The organism is Vibrio sp. Vb2131 (assembly GCF_033338535.1).
GTDB lineage: Bacteria > Pseudomonadota > Gammaproteobacteria > Enterobacterales > Vibrionaceae > Vibrio > Vibrio alginolyticus.
This window is the reverse complement of sequence record NZ_JAWOSW010000007.1, coordinates 1-19,716: the sequence shown is the minus strand read 5'-3', so window position 1 is coordinate 19,716 and position 19,716 is coordinate 1. Positions and strand designations below refer to the sequence as shown.

Sequence of the window (19,716 nt, the reverse complement as noted above, 5' to 3'; positions counted from 1 at the left end):
TCTGAAGCGAATAACCTCATCGAATACGAGATATTCAGCCGATTTTGAGGAGAAAACATGGGACCGTTATGGGTTGACGTTGCGGGGTATGAACTGACCGCTGAAGACAAAGAAATCTTGGAGCATCCTACGGTTGGTGGCTTAATTCTATTTGCTCGCAACTATCATGATAGCGAACAGCTTCAAGCACTTACTCAATCCATCCGAAAGGCGGCTAAGCGCCCGTTTTTGATCGGTGTGGATCAAGAAGGCGGCCGAGTGCAGCGCTTTCGTGAAGGTTTCTCATTAATTCCTGCTGCTGATGAGTACGCTAAACATCAAAATGGTGAAGAGCTTGCTCGTATGGGCGGTTGGTTAATGGCAGCAGAGCTGATTGCCCATGATATTGATTTAAGCTTTGCCCCGGTACTTGACCAAGGCCATCAATGTAAAGCGATCGGTAACCGCGCATTCGGTGAAGATGCCGACACCATTCTTCGCTATAGCACTGCATATATGCAGGGAATGAAGAGTGTTGGCATGGCAACGACAGGCAAGCACTTCCCTGGACATGGTGGCGTGATTGCAGACTCACATCTAGAAACACCATACGACGAGCGCAGTGATATTTTTGAACAAGATATGGCGATCTTCAAAGCGCAAATTGATGCCGGTATTTTAGATGCCATGATGCCTGCTCACGTGATTTTCCCACATTATGATGCTCAACCAGCCAGCGGTTCTGAATACTGGTTAAAACAGGTCCTGCGTCAGCAATTGGGTTTTAAAGGTTTGGTTTTTTCGGATGATTTGACCATGGAAGGCGCTGCGATTATGGGCAGCCCAGCCGAGCGAGGTGCTCAAGCATTGAGAGCTGGTTGCGATATGTTGTTAATGTGTAATAAACGAGAAGCGCACGTTGAGGTATTAGACAACTTACCGGTTTCAACCGTGCCACTCGCGGATGGATTACTGAAAAAACAGTCATTTTCTCCAAGCGAACTTAAGCTATCTCAAGAGTGGAAAGCGGCGAGTGAAGCGATGAAACGCTTGACTAGCTAAACCTCTTGTAAAAGATTCAAAACAGCGATTAGAAGCCAAAGTTAATTATACTTTGGCTTTTTATTTGGCTGTAAATTTAATTTTACACTAAATGTTTTTTATTATGTACGCTTGTTTTTCTTTTTTAGCCTGTTATCTTGTCGTTAAAGCTTAGTTGTCTCACCAAGGGTTTGGTTGGGTGTAAAAATAAATATACAGGTTAGAGTTATGCAGAAAAGTGAGTTGAGCAATATTAATATTATCGAAGAACAGGTTCTTATTACTCCGGAGGAACTAAAAACCAAGCTTCCTTTGAGTGAAAAAGCACGTCGCTTTATTCAAGAGTCTCGTCAAACTATCGCTAATATTATTCACAAGAAGGATCACCGCCTGCTTGTTGTATGCGGTCCATGTTCTATCCACGACGTAGAAGCGGCGAAGGATTACGCAAAGCGACTTAAAGCACTCTCTGAACAACTAAGTGACCAACTGTATATTGTTATGCGTGTTTACTTTGAGAAGCCGCGCACCACGGTCGGCTGGAAAGGCTTGATCAATGATCCACACCTAGACGGCAGTTTCGATATTGAACACGGTCTGCATGTTGGACGCGAACTTCTGGTGGAGTTGGCAGAGATGGAAATCCCGCTCGCGACTGAGGCTCTAGACCCAATTAGCCCACAATACTTGGCGGATACTTTTAGCTGGGCAGCCATCGGTGCTCGTACGACGGAGTCACAAACTCATCGTGAAATGGCAAGCGGCCTGTCTATGCCAATCGGTTTTAAGAATGGCACCGATGGCAGTTTGGCAACCGCAATTAACGCGATGCAAGCTGCGTCCTCTAGCCACCGTTTTATGGGAATTAACCGTGAGGGACAAGTCGCACTGTTGACCACCCAGGGCAATGCTAATGGACATGTGATCTTACGTGGCGGCAAGCAAACTAACTACGATTCGGTATCAGTCACTGAGTGTGAGCAAGAGATGGCGAAATCTGGTCTTGATGCTTCATTAATGGTGGATTGCAGTCACGCCAACTCACGTAAAGATTACCGTCGCCAGCCATTAGTCGCGGAGGATGTGATTCATCAAATCTGTGAAGGCAATAAATCTATTATCGGTCTTATGATTGAAAGCCATATCAATGAAGGAAATCAATCTTCTGACTTAGCTCTTGAAGAGATGAAATACGGTGTATCTATCACTGACGCATGTATCAATTGGGATTCAACTGAGGCACTATTACGTCATGCACATGAAGAGCTAGTGCCTTTCTTAGAAAATCGTCTAAAGGCTAATTAATACAGGATTTAAGGAACATCAATGGCAGTTGAACTTAACGCATTACGCGATCAGATTGATGCAGTCGACAAGCAAATGTTGGAGCTATTGGCTCAGCGTTTAGCGCTCGTAGAGAAAGTTGGGGAAGTAAAAAGCGAACATGGTTTGCCAATTTATGCTCCAGACCGCGAAGCGGCGATGTTAGCTTCTCGTCGCGCTGAAGCTGAAAAAATGGGAATTCCTCCACAGCTTATTGAAGATATTCTGCGTCGAACAATGCGTGAGTCTTATGCCAGCGAGAAAGATTCCGGTTTTAAGTGTTTGAACCCTGATTTACGCTCAGTTGTTATTATTGGTGGTAATGGTCAATTGGGTGGCCTGTTTGGGCGTATGTTCAAATTGTCGGGCTACCAGGTCAAAGTTCTCGGTAGTAAAGACTGGGATCATGCGGATGAGATTCTAGACAACGCGGGTTTAGTCGTGGTCACGGTGCCGATTCATCTAACGGAAGGGGTGATCGAAAAACTGGGGAACTTGCCGCAAGACTGTATTCTGTGTGACCTGACTTCTATCAAATCGAAGCCTCTGCAAGCAATGTTGAATGTGCATCAAGGTCCTGTGGTTGGTTTGCACCCAATGTTTGGCCCAGATGTTCCGAGCCTTGCCAAGCAGGTTATTGTGTACTGTGATGGCCGTGGTCACGAGCATTACCAATGGCTATTGCAACAGTTTGGGATTTGGGGCGCAAGCTTGTGCCAAATCGATGCACAAGAGCACGATCATGGCATGACGTTGATTCAGGCGCTGCGCCACTTCACGTCGTTTGCTTACGGTATGCACCTTAGCAAAGAGAATCCGAACATCGATCAGTTGTTGAAGTTAAGCTCGCCAATCTACCGCCTTGAATTGGCGATGGTGGGACGACTGTTTGGTCAGGATCCGAACTTGTACGGTGATATCATTTTCTCTTCTCAAGAGAATATCGATATGATCAAGCGATTCCATCAGCGTTTAGGTGATGCGGTAGCGATTCTGGATAGCAGAGACAAAGCGCGATTCATCGAAAGCTTTAAGCAGGTGAGTGATTGGTTTGGTACTTATTCTCAACAATTTATGAATGAGAGCCAAAACTTACTCAAACAGGCGAATGATAATATTCATCGCGGCTAATCACGGGTCATTTAGCCGTGCAGAGTCCGAAACAAAAAGAGCAGCGTAAGCTGCTCTTTTTCGTGTTGATGGACAAATCAGTTCGTCGCAGTATTACTCGTATCTTCACTTGATACTGTGTTGATACTAGTATCGCGATAGGGTGAATTGGTTAAATTGACTTGTAGACGTACAACGTTATCAATCAATTGAACCAAAGGTCCCCATTTCACTTTTTTCTCTTTTTCAAAGACGTCATTGAAGTTTTCTGGCGTCCACTCCATTAAGTATTGAGGGTTGAGTGCTCGTCCGAGAAAGCGTACTTCATAGTGCAAGTGTGGCCCTGTGGAGTTGCCAGAGTTACCGCATTGAGCAATGATGTCGCCTTTACTAACAAACTGACCGCTTTTCACTTTGAAGCGTTGTAGATGAGCAAAGGAGCTCATAAAGCCAAATGAGTGACGAATGGTGACATAGTTACCATAACCACGATTGCTCGGGCGAACGGTTTCCACCACACCGTCAGCCGGTGCCAGGATCTCTTCTCCTCTTTTACAAGTCAGATCGATACCAGTATGAACATGCCTCTTACCTGAAATCGGATTAATACGACTGCCGTAAGAAGAAGAAATACGTTGGTATGTGACTGGACTGTCATTTGGTATCAAACGGAACATCGTCGCGCGAACAGCAGAATCGATAGCGGCTGCGTCAATTCGCTCCTCTAACCCCATGCTGTTCTCATCGATCATCAACTCTTCGTCTGCGAGACCTAAAACCGATTCAACGTCGAATACCCGTTTGCCCAATAGCTGAATTTGATTGTTTTTGTCCGTCAAAGACTGGGAAAGTGAATGATTGGTATCAAGCTGCTCTTCGTAAAGAGCCGTCACTTCGGCCTTTTCACTTTCCAGTTTGGCGATGATTTGTGTTAGTTCGTCTTTATTGTGCATCTGCTGCTGATTAAGGTACCACGCACCACCAACGACGGCGGGTAATGCCAATACCGAAGCAAATACTGCTAGGACCGAACTGCGGCCCAAATAGAACTGCTGATCGCCGTCTTTCGTCGGGATCTGCATGATGATTTTTTTAGACATAGTTATTGTTACTTAAATAGGCGTTCATTTATTTTTCTCCTAAAAACCAGAGAGGTGCTCTAACTCTCTATTCAGAAGGTCGTTATTGCCTACATTCAATTCTATAAATCGTTTTAGTTGGCTAATGCTTTCGATGTCTATCTTAGCGATCTTCAACCTCACCTCACACTTAGAGACATCCACAACTTGCGCTTTTAACGTAATCAATTGTTCGGATTGATCAAATGAAAAAGTCACATGGACCGGAAGGGTTGGATCCAAAGCCTCAGTCTCTTCCACTTTCATGAGTAAACCATGCAAGGAAAGATCTTGAATCCTAGCTTCAATTGCCAAGTCACGTTGTTCTATCTTAGCTGGAGCTTGATGGAGAATACGTGAAAAGCGTCGTCTCTCTGTCATATGAATATTCTCGTCAGGTCGTCAAACAGAATTGAATAGTATATCAATACGAACAAAAAGTGTTCGATTGTTGTTTGAAAAGTGTCGAGGTCGCTACAGAGTGACGTAAGTGCAATGTCATGTTCTTAACGAATGAGACGGGCTAATGAGCTCTTTTTATAACAAAGAAAACAAAGGCCGCTATGATAGCGGCCTTTGTACAAATTACAATCAAACTTTGTGGGTTGCGATTACTTCGCAATACGCTTGTATTTGATACGGTGTGGTTCTGCGGCTTCAGGACCCAATGTTTTCTTCAACCAATCCATGTACTCTGTGTAGTTACCTTCGTAGAAGTTAACTTGGCCTTCGTCACGGTAGTCAATGATGTGGGTTGCGATACGGTCAAGGAACCAGCGGTCGTGCGAGATAACCATTGCACAACCAGGGAACTCTAGTAATGCTTCTTCTAGAGCACGCAGTGTTTCAACGTCAAGGTCGTTGGTTGGTTCGTCGAGTAGCAACACGTTGCCGCCCGCTTTAAGAAGCTTCGCAAGGTGGACACGGTTACGCTCACCCCCCGATAGTTCACCAATAATCTTTTGTTGGTCACTGCCTTTAAAGTTAAAGCGTGAACAGTATGCACGAGCTGGGATTTCGAAGTTGTTGATCTTAATGATATCAGCACCTTCAGAGATCTCTTGGAATACGGTTTTAGAATCGTCCATGCTGTCACGGAACTGATCGACAGATGCTAGTTTTACTGTATCGCCCATCTCAATTGTGCCCGAGTCTGGTTGTTCAGTACCACTTAACATCTTGAATAGCGTCGATTTACCTGCGCCGTTAGCACCGATGATACCAACAATTGCACCTTTAGGGATGCTGAATGACAGGTCATCAATTAGAACTCGACCGTCAAATGACTTGGTCAGGTTCTTCACTTCAATAACCTTATCACCTAGACGCTCACCTGGTGGGATAAATAGTTCATTGGTTTCATTACGTTTTTGATGATCAGAGCTTTGCAGTTCTTCAAAGCGAGCCATACGTGCTTTTGACTTCGCTTGACGACCTTTAGGGTTTTTACGTACCCACTCAAGCTCTTTCTCGATAGTCTTTTGGCGAGCACTCTCTTGGGAGGCTTCTTGTTGTAGACGAGCGTCTTTTTGCTCCAGCCATGAGGTGTAGTTGCCTTCCCATGGGATACCTTCACCACGGTCCAGTTCTAAGATCCAGCCCGCAGCGTTATCTAGGAAGTAACGGTCGTGGGTGATGGCTACTACGGTACCTGTGTAATCCACTAAGAAGCGCTCTAGCCAAGCCACTGATTCTGCATCTAGGTGGTTGGTAGGTTCATCAAGCAGTAGCATGTCTGGCTTAGAAAGTAGCAAGCGACAAATAGCCACACGGCGGCGTTCACCACCTGATAGGTGCGCAATTTTTTGGTCCCATTCAGGTAAACGTAGTGCGTTTGCTGCACGCTCAAGCGCATTTTCTAGGTTGTGGCCATCTTTCGCTTGGATAAGGGCTTCTAGCTCGCCTTGCTCTTTTGCAAGTGCGTCGAAGTCTGCATCTGGTTCAGCGTATGCTGCGTAGACTGCGTCCAAACGTTTCAGAGCGTCAGCAACGTCAGCAACCGCTTCTTCAACAACTTCACGAACGGTTTTTGATTCGTCTAATACTGGTTCCTGAGGTAGGTAACCTACGTTTAGACCAGGTTGTGGACGCGCTTCACCGTCGATATCCGTGTCGATACCTGCCATGATACGTAGCAGTGTGGATTTACCTGCACCGTTCAGACCTAAAACACCGATTTTCGCACCAGGGAAGAAGCTCAGAGAGATGTCTTTAAGAATTTGACGCTTAGGTGGCACAATTTTGCTCACCCGCGACATGGTATATACGTATTCAGCCATTGCCGATCGTTCCTAAATTAACTGTCATTCAAACCCATCATTTTATACCAAGTGCTTTGTTTTTGTTACCGCATTGCAAGAATTTCCCTAACGAATGGATTTCTTATTTTGAGCTGACCGGAAACTTACACGGTTAGGGTATACACTTTTGTTATTCGTTAAGAATGACGAAGTGTTTTCTATGCGAGTTAGAAACGCTTTGTCTCCATCGTCTTAAAGTTTGACGAGTACAATTTTTAATACACTAAGTTGCTTTACATGGACATCTGCATTCTGTGTAAATAGATGCATGTGTGAAAATTGCCTTAACATCACATGAACTCTAACAAAACTAGGCTTTAGGGCAGTATATGTCTGGGGAAAATGACACAAATGAGATTCAACGTATCTGAATTGGCTAAAAACGTATGCTGCGCCGCCGCGTTGTGTGCTATGAGTTTGAGTGCTAATGCCGCGCTGAGTTTGGAAAAGCAGCGCGAAGTATATGAGCAAGCTCAAGATTTATTAGATAAAAATGACATCGATGGATACCTTTCGATTCGTCCTAAAATTTCTAACTATCCACTAACGCCTTATGTGGATTACCGCACTTTTATTAGACAGTTACCGGAAAAGTCACCACAACAGGTAAACGAGTTTATTTCTGAGCACGAGTCTTTTCCATTTTCTCGTCGAGTTCGCGCTCCATACCTCAATCATCTTTATAAGCAAAAAGATTGGAAAACTATTACTGAGTTTCAAAAAGTCATTCCTAGTGGTGAGCGTTACCAATGTATTTTCTACGTTGCTCAGTTAAAGCAAGGCAAGAAAGTCGCGGCGTTTAAAGGGGCTGAACATATGTGGTTACGTGGCATCAGCATTGCTGATGAGTGTGACCCATTATTTGCGGCATGGGACAAGGCGGGTGAGCGTACCGATGAACTGATTTTACAGCGTATGTTACTGGCGTTTGATGCTCGTAATGGCGGTTTGATGAGTTACTTGCTCAAACTGCCTAAATCTGCGCAGGCAAAGCAACAAGCCAAAGAAATGAAAGCGTTGTTTGATAATCCTGCAAGTGTTGCGGAATTCGCGAAGAAAAAACCTGCGAATGATTTTAATCGAGCGCAAAGTGAATATGCGTTAGAAAAGTTGGCTCGTATGAACACTAGCCAAGCACAAGGTGCGTACGATGCCGTCATTAAAGGACAGAAGTTTTCTCCAGAAAAAGCGCAAGAACTTGCCGACTATATTGCATTTCGATTGACTCGTACGGAGTCTGAGTCATTAGCTAAATGGCGCGATGATAAAACGAAAACCAGTCAGTACTTACCGTTGATTGAAACGCGCATCCGCTTAGCGATTCAAAATGCAGATTGGAAAGGCGTACAAGAGTGGATTGCTGTTCTAAATAAAGAAGAACAAGCCACGCTACGCTGGCAATATTGGCTTGGAAGAAGTGAAATAGCGTTAGGTGATGACATCGCGGGGAAACAGCGTTTAGCAACTCTGCTTGGGCAACGAAACTTCTACAGTGTGGCTGCCGCCAATGCAATCGGACAATCAATCAAATACCCAACGCATACGGTTAAGTTGGATAAGAAAGTTGTTCAACCCTATCAAGACTCGTTAGCTCGTATCGAAGAGTTGATCGCGACGGATAAAATCGCAGCAGCGAAGAGTGAATGGGCACACTTACTGCGCCGCGTAGGAAAAGATGAAAAGGCGATGTTGGCGGCTTATGCATCATTTAAACGTTGGCATCACCTAACGGTGACCGCGAGTATTCAAGCGCAGATGTGGGATAATATCGAACTTAGGTTCCCAATAGCACACCGCTGGTGGTTTAACTTTTATGCGAAAAAGCACAACATTGATCCCGTCACGATGATGTCTCTCGCTCGACAGGAAAGTGCGTTAGATGTTGAAGCCCGCTCTCCAGTTGGCGCTCGTGGTCTTATGCAGATCATGCCTGCGACGGCGAAGTACACGGCACGTAAATATAAGTTGAGTTATCAAGGTACGCAGGATCTCTACAATGTAGGAAAAAATATCGAAATTGGTAGCCATTATTTGCAAGGTTTATTAGAGGATTACGATAATAATCGTATTTTTGCTCTTGCTGCTTATAATGCAGGTCCTAACAGAGTAAAAACGTGGCGAGAGCGTACCCAAGGAAAAGTGGATGCTTATGCCTTTATTGAGGCAATTCCATTTAAAGAGACGCGCGGTTATGTACAAAACATCTTGATGTTTGAAACATACTATCGTGATCTTTTGGGTATCGATGGCGCGTTCTTGAATCAACATGAGATCAATACCAAGTATTGAGTGAGGTAACTTGATGTCGCACGAACCCGAGTACAAAGACTGGCAACAGATTATTGAGCTAATTCGAACAAGTATGGGCACCCAGCAAGATGACATGCTGTTAACTATGCTGATGTCACGTGATGAGAGAGAGTCATTAATATCACGCGTTAATATAATTAACGAACTTCTTAAAGGAGAATTATCTCAACGTCAGATCAGTCAGATGCTTGGTGTGGGCATTGCCACCATTACTCGTGGCTCTAACGAACTAAAGTCGAAATCTGATGAAGAAAAAGACAAGTTGAAAGTCTTGTTAGAACAAGTTGCGGTATCTAAGTAGACAGTATATCCAATTTGCTTTTAGGCCTTGGTGTTACAAGTGACTAAGATAACGTATTACAAAGGGCGGAAATATCCGCCCTTTTGCGTATCTAGAGACTAGGCTGAGTGTTATAAATTTGAAGGAAAATGCTCAGGGTTTGTGAATGGAATTAAAGCCAGAATCAAGGCTTGGTGATAGACTGAGCTTCGAGTTAGCTGGTTTTGGGTTAGCAGGCTAATAGCGCCACCTTTCTGTTTGATATTATCAGTACCAAACACTTCGTCCATTACATCTCCCAATTCATTCGCATCCTTGAGTTTTTCCAAGACTTTTGGCGGCAACATTAAGCTTGCAGAACGAGATTCACCGCGGTGAGTCTCTGATTCAACCACCATCCAAGCAAACGTCACGTTTGCTTCAATTCCCGCTTCGAGACCGACATAGTAATCCGCGTTTGGCATCTCTACTTTTGCGTTTTTAACGCGGTTTAGCGCACCACGATGAGTTTCTTCATTCGTCATGGGCTGATCTGCGACCTCACTCGGTACACTGATGCCAACGAAGTTGAATTCTTGATGCGGAAATGCATTACGAAATGCACTTTGAACTGCATTAATTTTGGCTGGGTTTAGCGATGCGATTACGACTTTTTGGGTTGCCATGATCTTTTTACTCACTGGTGTCTATTAACTCAATTTTACTTGCGTAGGCTTTACGTTCTCACTCGGGTAACAGCCTAATACTTTCAAGTGCTTAGTGATTTTTGTTAGCTCTTCAAGTGCCTGTTGCATTTCTGTCGAAGCAAGATGTGATGTCAAGTCTACGTAGAACATCTCTTCCCACGGGTTCCCCATAATTGGGCGTGATTCTAGCTTGGTCATATTGATGCCGTAACGTTGCAGCACTAATAGTGTTTCAACCAATGAACCTGCCTCTTGGGAGGTCGACATGATCAATGTGGTTTTTGCTGGAATCTGAGTAGAAACTTCAACCGGTTTACGAGCAACCACGATAAAGCGAGTATGGTTTTCGGTTTGGTTTGCGATGTTGCCTTGAATTGCTTGCAAGCCATATAGCTTACCGCTTGATGCATTACCAATTGCAGCTACATCATCACGATCCATCTCTTGGACTTTCTGCATTGCATCTGCTGTGCTCGCGCAGGACTCCAGCTTTACTCCTTTCATACGGCTTAAAAACTCACTGCACTGTTGGTGTGGCTGAGGGTGAGAATACAGCGTTTTAATATCTTCCAGACGAATGTCTTTTTTCGCAACCAAGCAGTGTTCGATTGGTTGAGTTAGCTCTCCAACGATGTAAAGCGTCGTGTGTTGTAGTAAGTCATACACTTCATTAATAGAGCCTGAGCTGGTGTTTTCGATTGGCAGAACGCCATAATCAGCATGGCCAGATTCAACCGTTTGAGTCACTTCTTTAAAGTGCTCGCAGTTGAGCTCGATAAGCTCCGTATTTTTACGACTGAAGTATTCGCGACTTGCCAAGTGCGAATAAGAGCCTTTGGCTCCTAAAAAAGCGACGCGAGCAAGTGGCTTACGGCTTTGCTGTGGGTTAACGAGATTTTGCAGATAACTTTGTTGAAGCAGAACTGAGTCTTCAATGATGGTATGGAAAAGTTTGGTGATGTACTGCGCGTCAAGTTCGTATTTATCTTGGCCATTAGAAATCAGCTTGACCAATAATTGCTGTTCACGGACGGCGTCGCGAACAGGCTTTGAGGTTTGTACTTTGCTTTTGGCTACTTCAATGCTGAGTTTACGGCGCTCAGACAATAAGCTGAGAAGTTGGTCATCCAACTCATTCAAGCGTAAACGAATTTCTTCGAGGGAAATAGGTTGGTCAGTCATCAATTCTTTCCTTATAAAAAAGCCTCCCGATTTGGGAGGCTTTCTGTTTGTTTTTGACTTTTCTTTCACAAACGAGTTTGCCCCTCCAACTATGGGAGGAAAAAGAAGTCAAAAATAAACAGTGAGGTTAAATGCATAAATAGTGCTTAATTTATGAGTGTTTAAACACAATAAGCAAGGCTGGGGAGAGCGTCAAGCAAAAAAATAGCGCCTTTCGGCGCTATTTCCTCAATCTGTTCAGTTTACTCTTCTTCTTCCACTAGCTCAGGCTTACTTGCACGTCGAGCTTCAGGTTTGTGGGTCAGCTTGTTCAATTGTCGTTCTAGTTTTTGCTCCACTTCGTTGATAGCTGCGTAAAGATCTTCGTGAGTTGCTGAGGCAATGAGCTGGCCTTTAGGAACTTTGATAACCGCTTCGAATTTCTTCTGTTTGTTTGGTTCCTCACTGAAAGTTGCTTGGCAACCAATTAGGTCTACTTGCCATTTCTCCAGTTTTTTAAATTTGCTCTCAATATGAGCTCGGATTGCAGAGGTGATTTCGATGTTTTTGCCAGTGATATTCATTGTCATAAGTGTTTTTCCTCTGTTGCATCCCTCATGGGTTGAGTTCAGATTACCGCTTTAAACATAAAAAAATGTGATTCAGATCATTATTTTGCTCGGGTTTTTTATGATGAAAAATGAATGTGATCTCACTCAAGAACTTCTGAGATTTATCGTGAAATTGCTTGTTATCGGTTAGTAAATCCGTAGATTGGATAGAGTACTCAGCTGAAAACGGCCTCGTTTTTAGGGAAGTTTTACGGCCTAATATTTGAGGTGGTTAAAATTTAACTACACGTAAGGTGTGATGACGATCACTGAGTCTCTCCAATGAATCCATTTAAAAAGCCGCTTACTGTACAAGCGGCTTTTTACTGTCTGGCATTTGGCTGACTTTTCGTAGCGGTATCATGAAAATGGGGTCTTTTGGGGCTAGTGAAACCCTTTCTAGACTTTTGACTTGGTCCAAACTTTCTAGTTGTTTGTATATTATGTAGTAGCGATTAATGCTTGTGACGTACCCAACCGTTGAGCTTAAACTTTTCCGCATAACGACTTCCACGTTATTAAACCAAACATTAGGATCGTAACCTTGTTGGGCTGCACGCTTACGAATACGCTCTACATTGCCGGGGCCCGCATTGTAAGCCGCCAATGTAAAGTAGAGTTTATTTTGTGCAGTAATATCAGGATCACTGAAGTACTGCTTACGCAAAAAAGCTAAGTATTTCACTCCAGCATGAATGTTGTTTTCTAATTGTCGAACATTTTTGATATTGATATTCGGATCTTGAGCGGTGCTGGGTAGGACTTGCATTATACCAACGGCACCTCGACTTCCAACTAGGTCGTTATTAAATCCTGATTCCTTGTAAGCGATTGCTGCGATCAGTAAATAGTCGATATCGTATTTCTCACCATAGCGTGAAAATAGCGCCGCGAGTTTTTCTAGTTGAGCAATTTTCTTAGGGTTAAGAGCTCTGTTCAACCATCCCGTGTTATCGATGTATTTACCGTAAATAACGTTACCGAGTAGTGTCCCAGAGCGAGACTTCTGGATGAACTTATTCACGACGGCTTTTAATTTGGGACTATTTTCTCGCATTGCCCAAGCAATTTTGCCATTTTTGCGGATAGGGATTTTTTTGTGCACCCGAATATCATCCATCACTTTCAGCCAAAGCTTGGCTTTATGGCTATCGAGAACAATGGCTTTGACGTAACCATTGTTGAGCATTCCGACCAGCTCATAATCTTGAAGTGTTTCTTCAATAAAGTGCACGATAACAGGCGGTAAGCCTTTTTTGTTTAGTTTCTTATTTAGTGTCTGAATGCTTTCAAAGTAGCTAGAACTGGCGCGCACCCAAATCTCTTTGCCGCTCAGTTGTTCGATTTTCGTCATCGTTGGTGTGCTTTTGTTTGTCACTACCCACTCTTGAATGTCAGTGAGAATGGGTGAACTGAACTCCACTTTCTGTTTGCGCGTGTCGGTAATAGTCAGGTTGGCGACAACTAAGTCACCTGAACCGTTTTCTAAGGCTGGCAGTAGCTGGTCGCGGGCAACAGGAATAATTTGTACGTTAAGCTTTGGTTTGAGTTTACGAAGGTCTTTTTCGAAATGCGCCAGCAATTCCGCGCCTATGCCTTTTGGTGTGCCGCCCTCAATGTAGTAAAAGCCTAAATCAGCAGAAACTAAGACGCGCAGTACATTCTTCTCCTTGATGACATCGAGGTCTCCGGTATAAGGAGGCTGTTTGAGCGGCGAGATTTGCAGTGCGCAAACGGAAGCAGACAATAGGAGCAGCATAACTGCGCAAAGCTTAGATATCGTCACGTTCACATCCTTTTTATAAAGGGGGGAGGAGAACTTTAAGCATATGTGGAGCTAGGAAGATCATCAAGAAAGGGCTGAATACACTATTGAGAGTAATAAAAAACCGCCACGGTAAAAACGGTGGCGGTTCAGTTTAAAGCAAGTTCAATTACTTCACAGGGTTGAGCTCGATAAGCTTTTCAGTTCTTGCTACGGCGTCTTCCAAACCAAGTTGCTTGTAGGCCTCTAGCTGGATAGTCAGTGACTTACGTGCAGCTTCTGTGTCTGGATACGCTTTTTGTAGCTCTTGGCTGCGATTAATAGCAGCGACCCAAGCTTCACGGCGAAGGTAGAAGTCAGCAGTCGCTAAATCATAGTTCGCTAGACGGTTTTTCAGCGCAACCATACGTTTTTGTGAATCTTCTGCATATGGGCTATTCGGGTAGCGTTGAAGTAGTTTTTTGAAGTCATCAAACGCTTTTTTTACCGGTTCAGGATCGCGATCGCTTCGATCTACGCTGAATAAATCATGCATAAAGTTACGATCTTGCGCCATGTGGCTTAGACCTCGCATGTATAGCACCCAATCCATCTTTTCATGGGTTGGGTTTAAACGCATAAAGCGAGAAATGGTTGCCAAGCCCAAAGCAAGGTCGTCGTTTTTGTAGTACGCATAGATTAGGTCAAGCTGCACCTGTTCTGAGTAGGCACCGAATGGGTAACGTGAGTCTAATGCTTCCAGTTTCTCAATTGCAGAAAGCCAATTACCACTTTGAAGAGAAATCTGTGCGTCTGCATACAGTTCCGAAGGCGGCACATCAGGAACGATTTCTTCTTTGCTTGCACATCCAAACAGAAGGGATACCGCTAAAAGGCCTGTTAAAGTCTGACGTTTCATATCAGGAGTCTGTTCCTTGAATCTAAATATTTCTTAAGCTGCCGTTACTTTCTTTCCAGTAACAGATACAATGACGTAATAGTCTATTTTTTCACAGTCGTGAGCATTAGTCTCACAGTTTTTAAAAAAGTTCGATATGGCTCAGCAGATTGTATTAACAAATACCGTAAAAGATAGCCAGTTAGGTCAACGTTTAGACCAAGCTATCGCCGAATTATTCGCGGACTTCTCTCGCTCGCGCCTAAAAGAGTGGCTGCTTGATGGGAAAGTTCAAGTTGATGGTGAAGTTGTCACTAAACCTCGTACCAAAGTAATGGGTGGCGAGGAAATTACATTGCAAGCCGAGTTAGAAGATGAAGAACGCTGGGAAGCGCAAGATATCCCGCTAGATATCGTCTATGAAGATGAAGATATTATCATTATCAACAAACCTCGTGACTTTGTGGTTCATCCGGGCGCTGGTACGCCTGATGGCACTGTGCTTAATGCGTTGTTGCATCATTACCCTGATATTGCAGAAGTACCTCGTGCAGGTATCGTGCACCGTTTGGATAAAGACACAACGGGTTTGATGGTGGTGGCGAAAACCGTTCCTGCACAAACTCGTCTGGTTCGCGCACTGCAAAAACGTAATATTACTCGTGAGTACGAAGCGATCGCTATTGGTCGTATGACTGCGGGCGGTAAAGTGGATCAACCGATTGGTCGTCACTCTACTAAGCGCACGCTTATGGCGGTAGCACCAATGGGCAAACCAGCAGTAACGCACTACCGTGTTGCTGAACGCTTCCGCGAACACACGCGTATTCGCTTGCGTCTAGAAACGGGTCGTACGCACCAGATTCGTGTGCACATGTCTTACCTTCAGCATCCGTTGCTCGGTGATATTGCATATGGTGGACGTGCTCGCATCCCGACAGGTGCGTCTGAAGAGCTAACGGCAATGATCCGGGGTTTCGATCGCCAAGCATTGCACGCAGTAATGCTGCGCTTTGAGCACCCAATTACGGGCGAAGTTCTTGAGTTTCATGCTCCAGTGCCTGATGACATGGTTGTGATGACTGAAGCGCTTCGTCAAGATACAGAAGAGCACGGCTTACCGGAAGAATTCTAATATGAAGACGATCATTCCGAATTGGCCAGCGCCTAAAAATGTCAAAGCTTTCGCCTCAACACGCATAGGCGGATTTTCGACAGGCCCTTACCAAGGGCTAAATTTAGGTACTCACGTTGGGGATGATTTGTCTTTAGTAGAGAAGAACCAAGCTTGGTTGGCGCAACAGGCAAGCATGCCAAATGCGCCAATCTGGTTAAACCAAACGCATTCAACCGTTGTGGCTCAAGTAAATGAACCAACAACACAGGTGCTTGATGCGGATGGTGTATTTACTTCTTCAAGCCATGTTGTTTGTTCAGCGATGACCGCCGACTGTTTACCTGTATTATTGACTAATACACAAGGTACGCAAGTAGCCGCTGTTCACGCAGGTTGGCGTGGCTTAGCAAATGGCATTGTCGAAAATGCGTTAGCGTTGTTTTCTGGTGAAGTGATAGCGTGGCTTGGCCCCGCCATTGGCCCTCAAGCCTTCGAAGTGGGTGAAGATGTTCTGCAAGCTTTGGTTGATTTTGATTCACAGGCGAATCAAGCATTTGCTCCACGCGATATCGACGGTAAATGGTTTGCTGACATGTCGGTGCTGGCAACGCAACGTCTAAACCGGGCTGGTGTGACACAAGTGTTTGATTCTGGACTTTGTACTTACCAAGATAAAGCCTCTTTTTACTCTTATCGCCGTGATGGTAAGACTGGTCGACAAGCAACCTTTATTTGGATCGAAGACTAGCTATAAGCACCAAAGTGCTAAGATGCATACTACTATTTTTGCAAAGCTATCTTTATTCATTCACTCCCTTGAAATTCCCCACCCGAGAATCCATCTTTCTAACTGTCAAAAGAATTTCCTTTAGTTGAGGTTAGGAAGGTAGATATGCGTCTTGATCGATTCACAAGTAAGTTTCAAATCGCTATCTCTGATGCTCAATCACTAGCGTTAGGGCGCGATCATCAATATATCGAGCCAGTTCACCTCATGGTGGCTTTGCTTGATCAAAATGGCAGTCCAATTCGTCCATTGCTTACTATGCTGGATGTGGACGTAACGCATTTACGCTCTAAATTGAGTGAAATGTTAGATCGATTACCAAAAGTCAGTGGCATCGGTGGGGATGTTCAGCTCTCTAGCTCGATGGGCACATTGTTTAACCTGTGTGACAAAGTGGCGCAAAAGCGTCAAGACTCCTATATCTCGTCTGAAGTCTTCCTGCTTGCCGCTTTAGAAGATCGCGGACCATTGGGGCAATTGCTCAAAGAGATCGGCTTAACAGAGCAAAAAGTCAGCCAGGCAATCGAAAAGATCAGAGGTGGTCAAAAGGTCAATGATCCGAATGCAGAAGAGCTTCGTCAAGCATTGGAAAAGTTCACCATAGATCTTACCGAACGTGCAGAGCAAGGTAAATTGGATCCGGTTATCGGCCGTGATGATGAAATCCGTCGTACTATCCAGGTATTGCAGCGTCGTACTAAAAACAACCCTGTGATTATCGGTGAACCAGGCGTAGGTAAGACAGCAATTGTTGAAGGCTTAGCGCAGCGCATAGTTAACAATGAAGTACCTGAAGGTCTGCGTGGTCGCCGTGTGCTATCACTGGATATGGGCGCACTGGTTGCTGGCGCGAAATACCGTGGGGAATTTGAAGAGCGTTTAAAATCAGTATTGAATGAACTTGCTAAAGAAGAAGGCAACGTCATCCTCTTCATTGATGAACTACACACTATGGTCGGTGCTGGTAAAGGTGAAGGCTCAATGGATGCGGGCAACATGCTAAAACCGGCATTAGCTCGTGGTGAGCTGCACTGTGTTGGCGCAACAACATTGGATGAATATCGTCAGTACATCGAAAAAGATGCAGCATTAGAACGTCGTTTCCAAAAAGTGCTGGTGGATGAGCCGACCGTTGAGGATACCGTAGCGATTTTACGTGGCTTGAAGGAGCGTTATGAGCTTCATCATCACGTCGAAATTACCGACCCAGCGATTGTTGCTGCGGCGAGTTTGTCACATCGCTATGTCTCCGACCGTCAGTTGCCGGATAAAGCGATTGACTTGATTGACGAAGCGGCTTCAAGCATTCGTTTACAAATTGACTCTAAGCCAGAGTCCTTGGATAAGCTTGAGCGTAAAATCATCCAACTTAAAATTGAGCAGCAAGCACTAAGTAACGAGCACGATGAAGCGAGTGAAAAGCGTTTGAAAGCGCTTAATGAAGAACTCAATGAAAAAGAACGTGAGTACGCTGAACTAGAAGAGGTTTGGAATACAGAAAAAGCAGCTCTTTCTGGTACTCAACATATTAAGTCTGAGCTTGAACAAGCTCGTATGGACATGGAGTTTGCTCGCCGAGCTGGCGATCTAAACCGTATGTCGGAGCTTCAATATGGTCGTATTCCTGAACTTGAGAAGCAGTTAGATCTTGCAACCCAAGCTGAAATGCAGGAAATGACGCTATTGCGTAATAAAGTAACCGACAACGAGATTGCAGAAGTACTTTCTAAGCAAACCGGCATTCCGGTATCCAAGATGCTAGAAGCGGAAAAAGAGAAACTACTTCGTATGGAAGACGTGCTGCATAATCGTGTGGTAGGGCAAAGCGAAGCGGTCTCTGTTGTATCGAATGCCATTCGTCGTAGTCGAGCTGGGCTTTCTGATCCAAACCGACCAATTGGCTCCTTCTTATTCTTAGGTCCAACTGGTGTGGGTAAAACAGAGCTTTGTAAGACACTTGCGAGCTTTATGTTCGACAGTGAAGATGCGATGGTCCGTATCGATATGTCTGAGTTCATGGAGAAACACTCAGTGGCAAGATTGGTGGGTGCGCCTCCAGGCTATGTCGGATATGAAGAGGGTGGTTACTTAACGGAAGCGGTTCGTCGCAAGCCGTATTCGGTAATTTTGTTAGACGAAGTAGAGAAAGCGCATCCGGATGTATTTAACATTCTGCTGCAAGTTCTCGATGATGGGCGTTTAACGGATGGTCAAGGTCGTACTGTTGACTTCCGTAATACGGTTGTGATCATGACATCTAACTTGGGTTCATCTCGTATCCAAGAGAATTTCGCAACATTAGACTATCAAGGTATCAAGAGTGAAGTGATGGATGTGGTTAGCAAACACTTCCGCCCAGAGTTCTTGAACCGTGTTGACGAAATCGTGGTGTTCCATCCACTTGGTCAAGAGCACATTAAGTCCATTGCTTCTATTCAATTGGAACGTTTGGCGAAACGACTAGAGGAGAAAGGCTATCAACTAGAAGTTTCCGACAAAGCACTCGACTTGATCGCTCAAGTTGGTTTCGATCCTGTGTATGGTGCGCGTCCTTTAAAACGTGCAATTCAGCAGAATGTCGAGAACCCGTTAGCCAAATCAATTCTTTCTGGTGAAATCGTTCCAGACAAGACAGTGCAGCTAATTGTTACTAATGACCAAATTTGTGCTCATCAATAATTGTATGGATACAGTAAAATTGAGATAAAAATCACACTAAAGGGGCCGTTTGGCCCCTTTTCTATAGTTTTTTAGAGTCTTTTGTCTGTTTTCTATACGAATAAACTAAAAAGGTGAGTTTTTTTAAAAAATGCACTTGTGTTCTTTAATGAACTCCCTATAATGCGCCTCCGTTGTCATGGGAAAGCAAGTGAAGCGGAACCTAAACAACTACGGTTAGTGAGTTAAAATTAACTCGCAGATAAATAACTTAAAAAAGTGTTTGACACGATAAGTTATCTAGCTAAAATAGCCGTCCACTTTGAAGAGAACTTCGAAGTGTGCTCTTTAAAAATATAGACCTATCAATCTGTGTGGGCACTCGTTGATGATAATCCAATTAGAAGCTTAGGCTTCAAATTAGGTTTCAATGATACGAAGTGACCATTGAATCGAAAGATTCAGCACAGTCAATTCAAACATTACTTATGTAATGTTCAGTATTCATTGAGCCGAACAAAATCTTAAATTGAAGAGTTTGATCATGGCTCAGATTGAACGCTGGCGGCAGGCCTAACACATGCAAGTCGAGC

Annotated in this window: 16 protein-coding genes, 1 rRNA gene and 1 other annotated feature; of the genes, 9 read left to right on the top strand and 8 right to left on the bottom strand. The window is 44.3% G+C overall.

Annotation, left to right across the window (positions count from 1 at the left end; genetic code table 11):
- Window positions 1-57 precede the first annotated feature (57 nt).
- From nagZ to tyrA, 3 genes are all read left to right on the top strand, one after another.
- On the top strand, window positions 58-1,041 hold the full coding sequence (gene nagZ, locus R7E38_RS09780; RefSeq protein WP_005381905.1) for a beta-N-acetylhexosaminidase: 984 nt from the start codon (window positions 58-60) through the stop codon (window positions 1,039-1,041).
- Window positions 1,042-1,248: 207 nt separating this feature from the next.
- Window positions 1,249-2,325 (top strand): 3-deoxy-7-phosphoheptulonate synthase, encoded by a 1,077-nt coding sequence (locus tag R7E38_RS09775; protein ID WP_226083827.1) that lies wholly within the window; start codon window positions 1,249-1,251, stop codon window positions 2,323-2,325.
- Window positions 2,326-2,346: 21 nt separating this feature from the next.
- Window positions 2,347-3,474 (top strand): bifunctional chorismate mutase/prephenate dehydrogenase, encoded by a 1,128-nt coding sequence (gene tyrA / locus R7E38_RS09770; RefSeq protein ID WP_005381901.1) that lies wholly within the window; start codon window positions 2,347-2,349, stop codon window positions 3,472-3,474.
- A 77-nt stretch (window positions 3,475-3,551) separates the two neighbouring features.
- Here the strand turns inward: tyrA and R7E38_RS09765 are convergent, their stop codons facing one another.
- The 3 genes from R7E38_RS09765 to ettA form a co-directional block, all read right to left on the bottom strand.
- The gene (locus tag R7E38_RS09765; RefSeq protein ID WP_005381900.1) at window positions 3,552-4,553 is read right to left on the bottom strand and encodes a M23 family metallopeptidase; all 1,002 of its coding nucleotides are present in this window, start codon (window positions 4,551-4,553) and stop codon (window positions 3,552-3,554) included.
- Window positions 4,554-4,592: 39 nt separating this feature from the next.
- The gene (locus R7E38_RS09760) at window positions 4,593-4,952 is read right to left on the bottom strand and encodes a PilZ domain-containing protein (RefSeq protein ID WP_017821492.1); all 360 of its coding nucleotides are present in this window, start codon (window positions 4,950-4,952) and stop codon (window positions 4,593-4,595) included.
- A gap of 230 nt (window positions 4,953-5,182) precedes the next feature.
- The gene (ettA, locus tag R7E38_RS09755) at window positions 5,183-6,850 is read right to left on the bottom strand and encodes an energy-dependent translational throttle protein EttA (RefSeq protein ID WP_005381894.1); all 1,668 of its coding nucleotides are present in this window, start codon (window positions 6,848-6,850) and stop codon (window positions 5,183-5,185) included.
- A gap of 363 nt (window positions 6,851-7,213) precedes the next feature.
- Between ettA and R7E38_RS09750 the strand changes: the two genes are divergently transcribed.
- A complete protein-coding gene (locus tag R7E38_RS09750; protein ID WP_372434380.1) occupies window positions 7,214-9,160 on the top strand; it encodes a transglycosylase SLT domain-containing protein in 1,947 nt (648 codons plus the stop codon).
- Window positions 9,161-9,173: 13 nt separating this feature from the next.
- Complete coding sequence (trpR, locus tag R7E38_RS09745; RefSeq protein ID WP_005381892.1) at window positions 9,174-9,482, top strand: trp operon repressor; 309 nt, start codon at window positions 9,174-9,176, stop codon at window positions 9,480-9,482.
- Window positions 9,483-9,592: 110 nt separating this feature from the next.
- Here the strand turns inward: trpR and yjjX are convergent, their stop codons facing one another.
- From yjjX to bamD, 5 genes are all read right to left on the bottom strand, one after another.
- Window positions 9,593-10,126, bottom strand: coding sequence for an inosine/xanthosine triphosphatase (gene yjjX / locus R7E38_RS09740; protein ID WP_005381891.1), 534 nt, complete (start codon window positions 10,124-10,126; stop codon window positions 9,593-9,595).
- Window positions 10,127-10,150: 24 nt separating this feature from the next.
- Window positions 10,151-11,329 carry a prephenate dehydratase gene (gene pheA, locus R7E38_RS09735; protein WP_017636154.1) on the bottom strand — a complete coding sequence of 393 codons (1,179 nt, stop codon included), beginning with the start codon at window positions 11,327-11,329 and terminating at the stop codon, window positions 10,151-10,153.
- Window positions 11,330-11,341: 12 nt separating this feature from the next.
- Window positions 11,342-11,463, bottom strand: a sequence feature (Phe leader region).
- 108 nt (window positions 11,464-11,571) lie between these two features.
- Complete coding sequence (gene hpf, locus R7E38_RS09730; RefSeq protein ID WP_005381889.1) at window positions 11,572-11,898, bottom strand: ribosome hibernation-promoting factor, HPF/YfiA family; 327 nt, start codon at window positions 11,896-11,898, stop codon at window positions 11,572-11,574.
- Window positions 11,899-12,223: 325 nt separating this feature from the next.
- Window positions 12,224-13,705 carry a lytic transglycosylase F gene (locus tag R7E38_RS09725; RefSeq protein WP_309473959.1) on the bottom strand — a complete coding sequence of 494 codons (1,482 nt, stop codon included), beginning with the start codon at window positions 13,703-13,705 and terminating at the stop codon, window positions 12,224-12,226.
- A gap of 148 nt (window positions 13,706-13,853) precedes the next feature.
- Window positions 13,854-14,582 carry an outer membrane protein assembly factor BamD gene (gene bamD / locus R7E38_RS09720; RefSeq protein ID WP_005381876.1) on the bottom strand — a complete coding sequence of 243 codons (729 nt, stop codon included), beginning with the start codon at window positions 14,580-14,582 and terminating at the stop codon, window positions 13,854-13,856.
- A 136-nt stretch (window positions 14,583-14,718) separates the two neighbouring features.
- On the opposite strand from bamD, the gene rluD reads away from it, so the two are divergent.
- The 4 genes from rluD to R7E38_RS09700 all read left to right on the top strand — a co-directional run.
- Window positions 14,719-15,696: a 23S rRNA pseudouridine(1911/1915/1917) synthase RluD gene (gene rluD / locus R7E38_RS09715; protein ID WP_318081766.1), complete on the top strand. Its 978-nt coding sequence runs from the start codon at window positions 14,719-14,721 to the stop codon at window positions 15,694-15,696.
- 1 nt (window position 15,697) lies between these two features.
- Window positions 15,698-16,426, top strand: a complete 729-nt coding sequence (pgeF, locus tag R7E38_RS09710; RefSeq protein ID WP_318081764.1) for a peptidoglycan editing factor PgeF — start codon at window positions 15,698-15,700, stop codon at window positions 16,424-16,426.
- Between the two features lie 144 nt (window positions 16,427-16,570).
- On the top strand, window positions 16,571-19,144 hold the full coding sequence (gene clpB, locus R7E38_RS09705) for an ATP-dependent chaperone ClpB (protein ID WP_005381873.1): 2,574 nt from the start codon (window positions 16,571-16,573) through the stop codon (window positions 19,142-19,144).
- A 505-nt stretch (window positions 19,145-19,649) separates the two neighbouring features.
- Window positions 19,650-19,716: ribosomal RNA gene (locus tag R7E38_RS09700) — 16S ribosomal RNA — on the top strand; the annotation flags it as partial.